16 protein-coding genes and 1 pseudogene are annotated in these 13,718 nt (G+C 35.5%); all 17 read left to right on the forward strand.

Annotation, left to right across the window (positions count from 1 at the left end; translation table 11 throughout):
- Window positions 1–133: 133 nt before the first annotated feature.
- The 17 genes and pseudogenes from JG537_RS04115 to gorA all read left to right on the forward strand — a co-directional run bounded on the left by JG537_RS04115 (window position 134) and on the right by gorA (window position 13,643).
- Window positions 134–835 carry an ABC transporter ATP-binding protein gene (locus JG537_RS04115; protein ID WP_199543858.1) on the forward strand — a complete coding sequence of 234 codons (702 nt, stop codon included), beginning with the start codon at window positions 134–136 and terminating at the stop codon, window positions 833–835.
- A gap of 10 nt (window positions 836–845) precedes the next feature.
- The gene (locus JG537_RS04120; RefSeq protein ID WP_199543861.1) at window positions 846–3,482 is read left to right on the forward strand and encodes an FtsX-like permease family protein; all 2,637 of its coding nucleotides are present in this window, start codon (window positions 846–848) and stop codon (window positions 3,480–3,482) included.
- Window positions 3,483–3,624: 142 nt separating this feature from the next.
- Window positions 3,625–4,125, forward strand: a complete 501-nt coding sequence (locus JG537_RS04125; protein WP_199543864.1) for an ABC transporter ATP-binding protein — start codon at window positions 3,625–3,627, stop codon at window positions 4,123–4,125.
- Window positions 4,118–4,714: a restriction endonuclease subunit S gene (locus tag JG537_RS04130; protein WP_199543867.1), complete on the forward strand. Its 597-nt coding sequence runs from the start codon at window positions 4,118–4,120 to the stop codon at window positions 4,712–4,714. The genes JG537_RS04125 and JG537_RS04130 overlap by 8 nt, the downstream gene beginning before the upstream one ends.
- A 132-nt stretch (window positions 4,715–4,846) precedes the next feature.
- Window positions 4,847–6,187, forward strand: coding sequence for a DUF2130 domain-containing protein (locus JG537_RS04135; protein WP_199543870.1), 1,341 nt, complete (start codon window positions 4,847–4,849; stop codon window positions 6,185–6,187).
- A 51-nt stretch (window positions 6,188–6,238) separates the two neighbouring features.
- Complete coding sequence (locus JG537_RS04140) at window positions 6,239–6,670, forward strand: GNAT family N-acetyltransferase (RefSeq protein ID WP_074657245.1); 432 nt, start codon at window positions 6,239–6,241, stop codon at window positions 6,668–6,670.
- Between the two features lie 81 nt (window positions 6,671–6,751).
- Window positions 6,752–6,934, forward strand: a complete 183-nt coding sequence (locus tag JG537_RS04145; protein ID WP_199543872.1) for a DUF1858 domain-containing protein — start codon at window positions 6,752–6,754, stop codon at window positions 6,932–6,934.
- Window positions 6,930–7,058: pseudogene (locus JG537_RS04150) on the forward strand (DUF438 domain-containing protein); the annotation flags it as partial. The gene JG537_RS04145 and the pseudogene JG537_RS04150, both read left to right, overlap by 5 nt.
- A 74-nt stretch (window positions 7,059–7,132) precedes the next feature.
- A complete protein-coding gene (truB, locus tag JG537_RS04155; protein WP_132869694.1) occupies window positions 7,133–8,011 on the forward strand; it encodes a tRNA pseudouridine(55) synthase TruB in 879 nt (292 codons plus the stop codon).
- Between the two features lie 13 nt (window positions 8,012–8,024).
- On the forward strand, window positions 8,025–8,957 hold the full coding sequence (locus JG537_RS04160) for a bifunctional riboflavin kinase/FAD synthetase (RefSeq protein WP_281402431.1): 933 nt from the start codon (window positions 8,025–8,027) through the stop codon (window positions 8,955–8,957).
- A 42-nt stretch (window positions 8,958–8,999) separates the two neighbouring features.
- On the forward strand, window positions 9,000–9,404 hold the full coding sequence (locus JG537_RS04165) for a Spx/MgsR family RNA polymerase-binding regulatory protein (RefSeq protein WP_006532216.1): 405 nt from the start codon (window positions 9,000–9,002) through the stop codon (window positions 9,402–9,404).
- Between the two features lie 94 nt (window positions 9,405–9,498).
- Window positions 9,499–9,774: a UPF0223 family protein gene (locus JG537_RS04170; protein WP_074481806.1), complete on the forward strand. Its 276-nt coding sequence runs from the start codon at window positions 9,499–9,501 to the stop codon at window positions 9,772–9,774.
- Entirely contained in the window at window positions 9,764–10,528 is a 765-nt protein-coding gene (locus tag JG537_RS04175) for an inositol monophosphatase family protein (RefSeq protein ID WP_199543879.1), read from the forward strand. Before JG537_RS04170 ends, JG537_RS04175 begins: the two co-directional genes overlap by 11 nt.
- Before the next feature lie 99 nt (window positions 10,529–10,627).
- Window positions 10,628–11,449: a ZIP family metal transporter gene (locus tag JG537_RS04180; RefSeq protein WP_199544529.1), complete on the forward strand. Its 822-nt coding sequence runs from the start codon at window positions 10,628–10,630 to the stop codon at window positions 11,447–11,449.
- A gap of 119 nt (window positions 11,450–11,568) precedes the next feature.
- The gene (locus JG537_RS04185) at window positions 11,569–11,895 is read left to right on the forward strand and encodes a putative quinol monooxygenase (RefSeq protein ID WP_132869209.1); all 327 of its coding nucleotides are present in this window, start codon (window positions 11,569–11,571) and stop codon (window positions 11,893–11,895) included.
- 46 nt (window positions 11,896–11,941) lie between these two features.
- Complete coding sequence (locus JG537_RS04190) at window positions 11,942–12,274, forward strand: DUF6568 family protein (RefSeq protein ID WP_199543881.1); 333 nt, start codon at window positions 11,942–11,944, stop codon at window positions 12,272–12,274.
- A gap of 13 nt (window positions 12,275–12,287) precedes the next feature.
- Window positions 12,288–13,643: a glutathione-disulfide reductase gene (gorA, locus tag JG537_RS04195; RefSeq protein WP_199543883.1), complete on the forward strand. Its 1,356-nt coding sequence runs from the start codon at window positions 12,288–12,290 to the stop codon at window positions 13,641–13,643.
- Window positions 13,644–13,718: the final 75 nt, after the last annotated feature.

Genomic DNA, 13,718 nt, shown 5'->3' on the forward strand with positions numbered 1-13,718 from the left:
CTCCTTTCTTGGATATAGCTAAAATGAACAGATTGTCTATTTTTGTCCTTGTTTAATAATTGTGAAAATTATATACTATTCCTCGAATTAAATCAACAACATGTTTAATTAAGAAATACAAAGAGGTGATTTTATGGCTTATATTGAAATGAAGCACTCATACAAGCGTTATAAAACTGGTGAAACTGAAATTGTAGCAAATAATGACATTAACTTTGCTATCGAAAAGGGAGAGTTAGTGATTATTCTTGGAGCATCAGGTGCCGGAAAATCAACGGTTTTAAATATTCTTGGTGGAATGGATACCAACGATGAAGGGCAAGTCTTGATTGATGGTGTTGATATTTCTCAATATAATGCTAAAGAATTGACAACATATCGTCGTAACGATGTCGGATTTGTTTTTCAATTCTATAATTTAGTCCCTAATTTAACAGCAAAAGAAAATGTTGAATTGGCATCAGAAATTGTAGTAGACGCAAGAGACGCTGAACAGACCTTGATTGATGTTGGCTTGGGTAAACGTTTGAATAATTTTCCAGCACAGCTGTCAGGTGGGGAACAGCAACGTGTGTCAATTGCGCGTGCGGTGGCTAAAAACCCAAAATTACTACTTTGTGATGAACCGACAGGAGCTCTTGATTATCAAACCGGAAAACAAGTGTTGAAGATTTTGCAAGACATGTCTCGTCACAAAGGTTCAACAGTTATTATCGTGACACACAACTCTGCCCTTGCACCGATTGCTGATCGTGTTATTCACATGCACGATGCTACTGTGAGCAGCATTGAAGTCAATGAGCACCCTCAAGATATTGAGACACTAGAATACTGAGGTGAGCATTATGTCAAAAAAGACTTATTGGAAAGATATCAGAAAATCAATTGGTAGTTCTAAAGGTCGTTTTTTGTCTATCATGCTCTTGATGATGCTTGGAGCCTTTGCTTTTGTAGCATTAAAAGTAACAGGCCCTGATATGCAAAGAACAGCTAGTGATTACTTGAAAAAGCAAAATGCTATGGATTTATCAGTCATAGCTAGTTATGGCTTTAGTGAAGATGATGTAAAAGAACTCGATTCGATTAAAAATAGTCATGTTGAGTATGGCTATTTAACAGACGTTACTATTAAAAATACTGATGATGCTATTCGTGTTTTTTCAAAGAGTAAGAAGATTTCAAAATATGAACTTGTCTCAGGGTCTTATCCTAAAACATCTGATGAGATTGCTCTTGCTTCAACTATGAAGAAGAAGTATCATCTTGGAGATACTATTACATTTACCCAATCTGATGAACAAGGCATTTTAAAACAGACAGCTTTCAGGGTTGTTGGCTTTGTTAATTCATCAGAATTGCTTTCAAAATCTAGTCTTGGAACCTCAAGTGCAGGAAATGGCGTATTGAAATACTATGCTATAGTTCCAGAATCAGCTTTTGATAGTGACTATTATACTATTGCTAGAATTCGCTATGATGACTTAAAAGATTTAAATCCATTTTCTGAAGCTTATAAAGAAAAAATTGCTCAAAAAGAGGATACATTAGATGACTTGCTTTCAGATAATCCAAGTCAGCGCTTAAAAGAATTGACTTCAAAACCTCAGGCAGAAATTGATAATAGCCAAGCAAAAGTCGATGAAGCCAAAAAACAACTAGAATCCCAAAAAGCAATGCTTGCTCAACTGCCTAAAGAACAGCAGCTAGCAGCACAAAGTTCTCTTGAACAGGCACAATCTCAAATTACAGAGAGTGAAAAACAAATCAAAGTAGCTCAAGGTAAGATTGATGCAATGAAAGAGCCTACATATACGACCTATACTCGTTCTACTCTACCAGGTGGAGGTGGTTATCAAACATATGCCTCTAGCACCTCAAGTATTGGCAGTATCGGAAATATTTTTCCTGTTGTTTTATATGTTGTTGCTGCTTTAGTCACATTTACAACGATGACACGATTTGTTGATGAAGAGCGAACAAATTCTGGTGTTTTAAAAGCTCTTGGTTACAGCAATAGTGATGTTATCAAGAAATTTGTTATCTATGGTTTTGTTGCAAGTATGACTGGTACCACCTTGGGAGTTTTGGGAGGTCATTATGTTTTATCACGAGTGATTGCAGAAATCGTGACTGGTGATACGACTTTAGGAAGTACCAATCTTTATTTCTATTGGTCATATACCCTTATTGCAGTTGTATTTGCACTGGTCAGTGCAGTTTTACCAGCTTTTATCATCGCCAGAAAAGAACTTAGTGAGAAACCTTCACAATTGTTATTACCAAAACCTCCGGTTAAAGGTTCAAAAATTTTCTTGGAGCGTTTGGGCTTTATTTGGCGTCGTTTATCATTTACTCATAAAGTAACCGCACGTAATATCTTTCGTTATAAACAGCGTATGCTGATGACTATATTTGGTGTTGCTGGCTCGGTAGCTCTCCTATTTGCTGGTCTTGGTATTCAATCTTCTTTAGGTAAAATTATTGATAATCAATTCTCACGTTTGATGCCTTATGATATGATTGTGGTGAAAAATGATGATAGTAGTAATCAAAAAGAGTTAAAAGAATTCCTAGATTCTGATAAAGTATTCCAATACCAAAGTATTTATTTATCACATTTAACAGAAACTATTCCAGGTTTGATTGATAAACAAGACATTTCAATCATGGTTAGTCAAAGTAAAGATTTTGGTGATTTCATTCATCTTAAAGATAAAAAGACTGGAAAAGCATTGACCTTAACTGATGATGGTGTTGTCATTTCAGAAAAACTTGCTAGTTTGTGTGGGGCTGAAGCGGGTGATACCTTTGACTTAAAAGATCAAGATGGTCAGAAACGTTCCATTAAAGTTTCGGCAGTGGCTGAAATGAACGTCGGTCATTATCTATTTATGTCACAAAAAGCTTACGAAAAGATTTTTAATGATGGTGTTAAAGATAATGCGTATCTAATCACTCTAAAGAATCATTCAGGTAAGAATATTGAAGATATGGCAACTAAATTATTGGCTATGGAACAAGTTTCGGCAGTCAGTCAAAATGCTTCAATGATAAAAAATGTAAACTCGGTCGTCATTTCATTAAATGGTGCAATGAGTATTCTTATTATCATTTCTGTTTTGCTTGCGGTGGTTATTCTTTACAATTTAACTAATATTAATGTGGCTGAACGAATTCGTGAATTATCAACGATTAAGGTTTTAGGTTTTTACGATAAAGAAGTAACCATGTACATTTACCGAGAAACAATCAGTCTATCAATTATCGGAATTGTGGTTGGGTTGATTGGTGGGAAATACCTACATCAAATGATTATGGACATGATTGGTTCAGATTATATCAAATTTGGTACAGAGGTTGGATTATCCATCTATATCATTCCAATTGTCGTTGTTATCGGAATACTATTTTTATTAGGCTGGCTTGTTAATCATATTTTAAAAACAGTTGATATGCTCGAAGCCTTGAAATCAGTAGATTAATATTAAAGTGATAAAAAATGCTCCTTAGATATAAGGGGCGTTTTTATTTGTCGAGAAATGTTCTTTTGATGTCATTAACCCTATTTAAAAAATGCTATTTTAATGATATACTTAACCGGTAAATTATTTTGAGGAGGCGACAATGACAGAAAATCCACATACAATGGAACATAGCCAACAAAAACAGTTAAATAAACGGTTGAAATCAGAGTTAGGACCGCATAAATATGAACTATATATTGCAGCATTTTTGTCCTGGATACAATTTATAATGCGTATTCTTTCATTTTTTATTATCGCAAAAGCGGTAGATGCCTTATATCAAGAAAGTGATATTTCAATACTCAATCTAGTTTTATCATTATTATTTTTAAATCTTATTGGTTATATATCAGCTTGGCTAGCGAAAAAATATCAAGGAACAGCCTCTCAATATCCACGAAATCGATTAAAACAAGCATTTTTTGATGCTTTTCAAAGACATGGTGGCGAATTTGATGATCAGAATTTTTCGACTGCTGACGTGATGACAGTTGCATCACAAGGTATAGTAAAGGAGCAGCAGTTGTGCTGCTCTTTTCGCTTGTTTAAAAACTATTTTAGTATTATAATACTAATATGTAAAGGAGATAGCTATGAATGAAGTAGTCGAACGTTACAGAGAAAATAATGTTGCTAAAATTTCTTTAAGAGAAGTGACGGAGCATTTTAAAGGAAAGGCAGTTTCTAAGCTAAATGATGTTGGAAATATTTCAGTTATTAATTTGAGTGATATGTTAGAAACTGGCATTAATTATGAAAGTCTAAGGAAGATTGAAGCTGAAGAACAAAGTTTGAAACGTTACTTGTTACAAGAAGGTGATGTTTTGATTGCTTCAAAAGGGACTGTTAAAAAAATTGCTGTTTTTGAAGAACAAGAAGTACCTGTCATTGCCTCAGCAAATATCACGGTTCTAAGGCCTATCGCAGATATTTCAGGTGGTTACATTAAACTATTCTTAGATTCGGAAGTTGGACAAGGTCTTTTAGATGAGACAAATACTGGGAAGAATGTTATGAATCTAAATACACAAAAAATCATTAGTATTGAAATACCAAATCTTCCTTTAGTTAAGCAAGCTTATTTATTGCAGCGCTATGAGCAAGGGCTTAGAGATTATAAGCGTAAAATAATGCGTGCTCAACAAGAATGGCAACACATTCGAGAAGAAGTTGAAAGAAATCTATTTTAAAGTATAAGGTTGGGATTAAGTATCCTAGCCTTATTTGTTTACTATAGAATGAGTTTGAATATGTATCCTTTTATCAGAAAAAAATCTCAAGCTTTGTTATAATAATAGTATTATTGAATGAGCGAGGAAATTATGAATAATATTAAATGCCCGCATTGCGGAACTGTTTTTACAATCAATGAGACAGAGTATAGTCAGCTTTTAGCACAAGTCCGTAGCAATGAATTTGACAAAGAAATCCACGACCGTCTGGAAAAAGAGAAAGCTTTATTGGAAGAGAAATCGAAGAATGATTTACAAGTTCAAGTAAGCATCAAAGATAAAGAAATTGCTGATCTTTCATCAAAACTAGAGCAGTTAAAACAGGCCTTAGAGCTTGAGAACCAACGCCTTTTGAGTGCTAAAAATCAAGAGATTACTGAATTAAAGTCACAACTTAATAACTTAACGTCGGTTAAAGATTTGGAGTTGACACAAGCTTTAACTGAAAAAGATAAAGAAGTCATTGGTCTCAAAAATCAACTTGAACGTCTGACACTTGAAAATAAAACAAGTTTAGTTGAAGCTGTTGCAAGTGTTGAAAAAGAACGTGATGAAGCAAAATCGAAGTTAGCGCTACAAGAAAAAGAAGCTGAATTATCTTTAGCATCAGTAAAAAGAGATTATGAAGCTCAGTTGAAAGCGGCTAATGAACAAGTTGAGTTTTATAAGAATTTCAAAGCTCAGCAATCTACAAAAGCAATCGGTGAGAGCTTAGAAGTTTATGCTGAAACAGAATTCAATAAAGTTCGTGCCTACGCTTTTCCAAATGCTACCTTTGGAAAAGATAACGAAGTATCAAGTCGTGGTTCAAAAGGGGATTTCATTTATCGTGAAACGGACGAAAATGGTATTGAAATACTATCTATCATGTTTGAGATGAAAAATGAAGCTGATGAAACAAAAACGAAGCACAAAAATAGAGATTTCTATAAAGAATTAGACAAAGACCGTCGCGAGAAAAATTGTGAGTATGCTGTTTTAGTAACCATGCTAGAAGCAGACAATGATTACTTCAATACTGGTATTGTTGACGTTAGTCATGAGTATGAAAAAATGTACGTTGTCCGTCCGCAACTATTCATTCAGTTGATTGGTATTTTGCGAAATGCTGCGCTTAATTCACTCAAGTATAAGCAAGAATTAGCTTTGGTTCGTGAGCAAAATATTGATATCACTCATTTTGAAGATGATCTTGAAACCTTCAAAAACGCTTTTGCTAAGAACTATACTTCAGCAAGTAATAACTTCAAAAAAGCCATTGATGAAATTGATAAATCAATCCGCCGTATGGAAGAAGTCAAGCGTTTCTTGACAACTAGTGAAAATCAGCTCCGCCTTGCTAACAATAAATTAGACGATGTTTCCGTCAAAAAATTAACACGAAAAAATCCAACCATGCGTGCCAAATTTGAAGCGTTAAAAGAAGAATAGGACCTTTCAATGTGGTGTTGTTTCTTTTCCTGAAATGTGTGAGGACTGAAAATGATTATTAGACCTGCTCAACTATTAGATATTGAAAAGTTATCCCCTCTTTATGCTGAACTTGGCTATCCTGTCAAGGAAGCTGAATTGGTTAGACGATTAAAAACAGTTCTTTCTCATCCTGATTACCATCTTTTAGTCGCAGTTGATGACAATGAAATCATTGGGATGATTGGTTATGCTAAAATGTTATTTTTTGAAAATGAAGGTGCCTACTATCGTATTCTTATTCTGGCAGTATTACAAAACTATCGCCGTAAGGGTGTTGCGACAGCCTTGATAGATGCTGTCAAAAATCGTGCACTATCTGAAAATATTCACGCTTTAGCGCTAAATAGTGGGGATACTTTAGAACGACAAATAGCTCATCGTTTTTATGAAAATTATGGTTTCAAGCAAGCTAGTCGTGGTTATTCTCTCTATCTAAAATAATGTTAATTGTTAATAGTTTCAAAATCATTGTCACTTTTCTGATGTGTTATAATAAAGCTATCAAATATTGAGGTAATTATTATGAACAATATTATAGATTTGAAAAAACCAGTTGCCGAGATTATCAAGGATCATCCTGAAATCAAAGATATACTGGTTGATTTAGGCTTTACGCCATTAGCAAATCCAGCAATGTTAAATACTGTTGGTAAGGTAACATCTCTTAAATCTGGTGTAAAACTGGCTAACCTAAAAAGTGGGTAAATTCATCCATATTACCTATGCGGCAGTTCGTGATGAAAACGGTGAATTCCAAGGTGTTTTAGAATATGTCCAAGACATTCAAGAATTCTTAGATATTGATACAGATGTTAACCGTGATATCTAGAAAGAATGAACAAGTTAAAGCAATACAAAGTTTTAACTTGTTTTTTATTGATGAAAACAGGTATAATATTATTTATGATTAACGGAATTATTAATTTGAAAAAGGAAGCTGGGATGACAAGCCATGATGCTGTCTTTAAGCTTCGTAAAATTTTACATGAAAAGAAAATCGGTCACGGTGGTACGCTAGATCCAGATGTTGTAGGAGTCTTACCAATTGCTGTCGGAAAAGCAACTCGTGTGATTGAATATATGACAGAAGCTGGAAAAGTATATCGTGGGCAAATCTGCCTAGGTTTTTCGACGACGACTGAAGATGCCAGCGGTGAACTAGTTGAGAAGTCACCAGTTAGCGAATTAAGTGAAGAAGAAGTTGACCTAGCACTTTCTCGTTTTATTGGTGAGATTACTCAGATTCCCCCAATGTATTCAGCTGTTAAGGTTAATGGGAAGCGTCTATATGAATATGCTCGTGCCGGTCAAGAGGTCGAACGTCCAAAACGTCATGTGTCAATTTATGACTTTAAGCGCACAAGTCCATTAAATTTCAAGGATGAGTGTTGTTATTTTGATTTTGAAGTTGCATGTAGTAAAGGGACTTATATCAGAACCTTATCAGTAGACTTAGGAAAATCGCTTGGTTTTGCAAGTCATATGTCTTATTTAGAGCGCCAAGCGTCAGCAGGTCTTCAGTTGGAAGATGCACTTACCTTGTCTGAAATTGCTGAAAAAGTTGCTCAAGATGATTTTTCATTTCTTTTGCCAATTGAATATGGTGTTATGGACCTACCTCGTATTGATTTGACCGAGGAACAAGTTACAGAGATTTCATTTGGTCGTAAAATTGCTCTAGATAGAAACGAAGAACAATTGGCAGCTTTCTATCAAGACAAAGTAGTTGCTATTCTCATTCCACGTGCTGACCTATACAAACCAAATAAAGTGTTTATATAATAGAATGGAAAAAATGAATATTCAACAAATAAAAGATGCTCGAGATATCAAACGTACTCGAGATAGTGTTTTAGTATTGGGATACTTTGATGGTCTTCACAAGGGCCACAAAGCTTTGTTTGATCAAGCGAGAGAAATTGCAAAACGTGATCAGTTGGAGTTAACTGTTTTGACTTTCAATGAATCACCGCGTTTAGCTTTTGCTCGCTTTACACCTGAGTTATTATTGAATTTGACTTCACCAGAAAAACGTTATGAAAAATTTTCTGAATATGGTGTAACTGATCTCTACTTAATTGATTTCACATCTGATTTTTCAAAAAAAACATCAAAAGAATTTCTTGAAACTTATATCAAAGCCTTACGCGCAAAAACAATTGTTGTTGGCTTTGACTATAAATTCGGACATGATCGTAAAGATGCTAATGATTTGACAGAAATTTTTGATGGTCAAGTGATAGTAGTGCCAGAAGTTCAAGACGATGGTAAAAAGATTAGCTCAACTAGAATTCGTCAGGAAATTTTATTAGGGAATGTTTCTGAAGTTAATCGCCTTTTAGGCTATGAATTCTCAATTAAAGGAATTGTGGTTCACGGAGATGCGCGTGGCCGTACAATTGGATTTCCAACAGCGAACTTAGCTGTTTTAGACCGAGTTTATCTTCCTGGTGATGGCGTTTATGTGTCAGATATCATTGTTTCAGGAAAACGCTACCGTTCAATGACAAGTATTGGTAAAAATGTCACATTTGGTGGTCAAGATTTACGACTTGAAGCAAATATTTTTGATTTTGATGAAGATATTTATGGAGAAACCGTCGAGATTATTTGGTTAGACAAGATTCGAGGCATGGAAAAATTCTCAGGAGCTGATGAATTAGTTAAGCGCTTAAAAATTGATAAAGAAATTGCCCAAAATTGGGGAAAAAATAGAAAACTTTTTTAAAATTTTGTATAATTAAGTTGAGAAGATTAGAGAGGTGGTTTTATGATTACTTTATTTTTGTCACCAAGTTGTACAAGCTGCCGAAAAGCACGAGCTTGGCTTAATGAACACGATGTTAAATTTCAAGAACACAATATCATTACCAGTCCTCTTAGTCGCGATGAATTAATGGCTATTTTGGCCTTTACAGAAAATGGAACAGAAGATATTATTTCAACTCGTTCAAAAGTATTCCAAAAGTTAGATATCGACCTTGACGAGTTATCAGTTTCAGAATTGATTGATTTAATTGCGAAAAATCCTGGCTTGCTTCGCCGTCCAATTATTTTGGACAACAAACGTATGCAAATCGGATTTAACGAAGATGAAATTCGTGCTTTTTTACCACGTGATTATCGTAAACAAGAACTACGTGATGCAACGATAAAAGCAGAAATTGAAGGATAGAATTAGAAAGGAATAACTTCTTAGTAAGAACTCTTGAATTCTCTTGATGTAGAGAGGAAAATAGGCTTTTCTCAGAAGTTTGGAAGATCTTTGTATGAAAAATTACAGCTATCCACTTGATTTGTCTTGGAGCACTGAAGAGATAGCATCAGTGCTTCATTTTTTAAATCAGGTTGAAGCCGCATATGAAACAAAAGTTGCTGTCAGTGATTTATTAGATAGCTATGCAACATTTAAAACGATTGTTAAAAGTAAAGCACAAGAAAAACAAATTGATCGCGAATTTCAACAAAGCAGTGGCTACTCAACTTATCAAGCCGTAAAAGCTGCTAAAGCAAAGGAGAAAGGATACATTTCCCTTGGAAAATAAGTTTCAATTTGCTAAAAAACTGATTCGTGAAGCGGGTGACTTTATCAAATCTAATATGGTTAACGAGCTTGAAATCGAAGAAAAAACACGCTTTGATGATTTGGTAACCAATTTAGATAAAGAAACGCAGGAATTGTTAATCGCTAACATTAAACAAGTCTACCCTGATGATCATATTTTGGCTGAGGAAAATGGTGTGCATCATAATATCACTGATGGCAATGTTTGGGTCTTAGACCCAATTGATGGAACAGTTAATTTTGTGGCGCAAGCTACACATTTCGCTGTCATGATTGCTTATTATGAGAATGGTATTGGTCAGTTTGGATTGATTTACGATGTAATGAATGATTTGTTGTATAGCGGTGGTGGCCAATTTGACGTTTGTGTGAATGACAAAAAATTATCACCATTTAAAGATCGACCACTGAACCGTTTTTTGGTAGGCTGTAATGCTAACATGTTCGCAAGTAATTATCACGGCCTTCACGACATGATTGAGCAAACTTTAGGTGTTCGAGTCTATGGCGGTGCTGGTATCAGTATGGCTGCTGTCATGGCAGGGCAATTGTTGGCTTACTTTTCATACATTCAACCTTGGGACTACGCTGCAGCAAAGGTGATGGGTGAGAAGCTGGGGTATGTTTTACTGACGATAGAAGGGAAAGAGCCTGATTTTTCACAACGTCAGAAAGTCATGTTTGTTCCAAAAGCAAAATTATCAACGATACAAACTTATTTATCTAAAACCTAGTATTTTTCTAGGTTTTTCTTTTATATCTGTGATAAAATAGGAGTAATTTAATAGAAAACGTTTTAATTAAATAATTTTTTTAAAAGGAGATTTTTTATGATGAATTGGCTAATGACACAAAATGTTGTCCTTTTAGCCTTGTTAGCAGGTCTATTTACATGGGGCTGTACCATTGTAGGGTCTGCTGTTGTCTTTTTCTTTACCAAAGTTAGTCGCAAATTACTTGATGTCATGATGGGGTTTGCTGCCGGAGTAATGATTGCAGCGTCCTTTTGGTCTTTGCTTGACCCAGCACTTTCTTATGCTAAGGCTGATTATGGTAATTTTGCTTGGGTACCTGCAGCAGTTGGCTTTTTATTAGGTGGTTTTAGTCTTCGTTTGATTGATGCCCTTGTCCCACACTTACACTTGGGGTTAGAAGTGTCTGAAGCTGAAGGGATTCAACCAAAGAAAAAACTATCAAAAACAGCTCTTCTCTTTTTAGCGATTACTATTCATAATTTTCCAGAAGGTCTAGCGGTCGGTGTTACTTTTGGAGCTTTGGCTTCTGGTAATATGACTAGTTCGGCACTTATTGGTGCTATTGGTCTTGCTATTGGGATTGGTTTGCAAAATATCCCTGAAGGTGCTGCGTTGTCGATTCCGATTCGAGCTGATGGCAGTTCACGGTTGCGAGCTTTCTTCTTGGGGTCAATGTCAGCAATTGTTGAACCTATTGGAGCTGTTTTAGGAGCAGCGCTAGTGATTATTATGCTACAAATTATTCCGTATGCTCTGGCCTATGCAGCTGGTGCCATGATTTTCGTTGTTGTTGAAGAGTTGATTCCTGAATCACAGACGAATGGGAATACTGATATGGCAACTCTTGGATTAATGGTTGGGTTTGTTATCATGATGGTGATGGATGTGGCATTAGGCTAATCACTTTATATTCAAAAAGAGGTTGAGGTAAAATTTCTCAATCTCTTTTTTGGCGTGCAAATTATTTGAAACAGTTTTCAAAATTTATTAAAATGGAGAAAAAAGAAAAAGGTGACCATATGGCAATTACAGTTAATTTGTATTATAAAGGTGCAAACGGCAGTGCTAGACAGTTTGTGGAAGAAATGGAAAAATCTGGTATAGCAGATGCTATTCGTGCTGAAAAAGGTAATTTACGTTATGACTATTTCTTTCCGGCTAAAGAAACTGAGACAGTTTTATTGATTGATAGTTGGGAAAATCAAGAAGCCCTTGATATTCACCATGCTTCACCAATGATGACTACTTTAGCGAAATTGCGCGATAAATATGATTTGCATATGACAGTTGAACGTTATATTTCAGATAATAGTGACGTTGATGACAGTGCTTTTATTCGCCATTAATTTATCAATTACATCGATTATTAAGTTTTCTACAGGGGGTATTCAGATGACATCATTTGCATCATTTTTTACAGAAATTACTGCACAAGAAGCTAAAAAGTGTTTAGAAGTAGCAGAAGGTTTTATTCTCTTTATTGGTCGCCCTAGTTGTCCATATTGTCGCCGCTTTGAACCGAAGTTAACTCAAGTTGCTAAAGATAATCAACTTACTGTTTACTTTATAAATAGTGAAGCAGTCGATTCTGATATTCAAGACTTAAGAACAGCATATGATGTTCCAACAGTACCAGGATTATTAGTTGCCAAAGCTGGTCATGTTAAAGTGGTGTGTGATTCGTCGTTGTCAGAAGAAGCAATTTTAGATTTTATCAAAAATTAGATTTGGAGAATATATGGACGTTAAGCAATATGACTATATTGTTATTGGCGGTGGTTCTGGTGGGATTGCTTCAGCTAATCGCGCAGCCATGCATGGTGCTAAGGTGATTCTTTTTGAAGCGAAAGAAGTTGGTGGTACTTGTGTCAATTTAGGATGTGTTCCTAAAAAAGTGATGTGGTACGGGGCTCAGGTCGCTGAGACGATTCAGACATACGCTAGCGAATATGGTTTTCACACGGCTGATACTACCTTTGATTTCAAAACTTTAAAAGCTAATCGCGAGGCTTATATTGACCGTATTCATGGCTCTTATGAACGCGGATTTGATAACAATGGTGTTGAGCGTGTTTATGACTATGCTAATTTTGTTGATTCTCATACGGTTGAAGTTGCTGGTCAATACTATACAGCTCCGCATATTTTGATTGCGACTGGTGGTCATGCTCTTTATCCTGATATTCCAGGTGCTGAATACGGCATGATTTCAGATGACTTTTTTGCCTTAGACAGTCTTCCAAATAGCGTTGCTGTTGTTGGAGCTGGCTACATTGCTGTTGAACTTGCCGGAGTCTTACATACACTTGGTTCAAAGACGGACCTTTTTGTTCGTAATGAACGACCACTTCGTACGTTTGATAAAGAAATTGTTGAATCCCTTGTTAAATACATGGCCGAAAGTGGTCCACAATTACATACGCACTCAATTCCAAAAGAAGTTATTAAAAATGATGATGACTCTTTGACGTTAATTTTAGAAAATGGCGAATCTTACACGGTAGACGCTATCATTTGGGCAATTGGCCGTAAAGCAAATGTGAGTGGATTCGGACTTGAAAAAACAGGAGTAGAATTAACCAAAGAAGGTTTCATTAAAACAGATGCCTATGAAAACACCTCTGTTGACGGTATTTACGCTCTAGGAGATGTTAATGGCAAACTTGAATTAACGCCAGTAGCAGTTAAGGCAGGAAGACAATTATCAGAGCGTCTTTTTAACAACAAACCAAATGCAAAAATGGATTATAAAGACGTTGCCACAGTCATTTTTAGCCATCCAGCGATTGGTTCTATTGGCTATTCGGAAGAAAAAGCTACTGAAGTATTTGGAGCAGATAAGATTAAAGTTTATCGCTCAACTTTTACGCCCATGTATACTGCTCTAGGTAATCATCGCCAACCAAGTAAAATGAAATTGGTTACTCTAGGTGAGGATGAGAAAATTATTGGTTTGCACGGTATAGGCTACGGTGTTGATGAAATGATTCAAGGCTTCTCAGTTGCTATCAAAATGGGAGCTACTAAAGAGGATTTTGATAATACGGTAGCCATTCATCCAACAGGAGCCGAAGAATTTGTGACGATGAGATAGATTTAAAATTTTTATAAACAAACAAAGCAGTTCGAATATAAGAACTGCTTTTTATTGACTAAATTGCTGATTAAA

It is taken from the genome of Streptococcus vicugnae, assembly GCF_016461705.1.
Classification (GTDB): Bacteria; Bacillota; Bacilli; order Lactobacillales; family Streptococcaceae; genus Streptococcus; species Streptococcus vicugnae.

What these genes read in the sequence shown, in the direction of transcription:
- JG537_RS04125 (WP_199543864.1), top strand. Translation starts at nt 3,625, where the DNA reads ATGACAGAAAATCCACATACAATGGAACATAGCCAACAAAAACAGTTA.
- JG537_RS04145 (WP_199543872.1), top strand. Translation starts at nt 6,752, where the DNA reads ATGAACAATATTATAGATTTGAAAAAACCAGTTGCCGAGATTATCAAG.
- JG537_RS04180 (WP_199544529.1), top strand. Translation starts at nt 10,628, where the DNA reads ATGAATTGGCTAATGACACAAAATGTTGTCCTTTTAGCCTTGTTAGCA.
- JG537_RS04160 (WP_281402431.1), top strand. Translation starts at nt 8,025, where the DNA reads ATGAATATTCAACAAATAAAAGATGCTCGAGATATCAAACGTACTCGA.
- JG537_RS04115 (WP_199543858.1), top strand. Translation starts at nt 134, where the DNA reads ATGGCTTATATTGAAATGAAGCACTCATACAAGCGTTATAAAACTGGT.
- JG537_RS04165 (WP_006532216.1), top strand. Translation starts at nt 9,000, where the DNA reads ATGATTACTTTATTTTTGTCACCAAGTTGTACAAGCTGCCGAAAAGCA.
- JG537_RS04170 (WP_074481806.1), top strand. Translation starts at nt 9,499, where the DNA reads ATGAAAAATTACAGCTATCCACTTGATTTGTCTTGGAGCACTGAAGAG.
- JG537_RS04130 (WP_199543867.1), top strand. Translation starts at nt 4,118, where the DNA reads ATGAATGAAGTAGTCGAACGTTACAGAGAAAATAATGTTGCTAAAATT.
- JG537_RS04120 (WP_199543861.1), top strand. Translation starts at nt 846, where the DNA reads ATGTCAAAAAAGACTTATTGGAAAGATATCAGAAAATCAATTGGTAGT.
- gorA (WP_199543883.1), top strand. Translation starts at nt 12,288, where the DNA reads ATGGACGTTAAGCAATATGACTATATTGTTATTGGCGGTGGTTCTGGT.
- JG537_RS04140 (WP_074657245.1), top strand. Translation starts at nt 6,239, where the DNA reads ATGATTATTAGACCTGCTCAACTATTAGATATTGAAAAGTTATCCCCT.
- JG537_RS04135 (WP_199543870.1), top strand. Translation starts at nt 4,847, where the DNA reads ATGAATAATATTAAATGCCCGCATTGCGGAACTGTTTTTACAATCAAT.
- JG537_RS04190 (WP_199543881.1), top strand. Translation starts at nt 11,942, where the DNA reads ATGACATCATTTGCATCATTTTTTACAGAAATTACTGCACAAGAAGCT.
- truB (WP_132869694.1), top strand. Translation starts at nt 7,133, where the DNA reads ATGATTAACGGAATTATTAATTTGAAAAAGGAAGCTGGGATGACAAGC.
- JG537_RS04185 (WP_132869209.1), top strand. Translation starts at nt 11,569, where the DNA reads ATGGCAATTACAGTTAATTTGTATTATAAAGGTGCAAACGGCAGTGCT.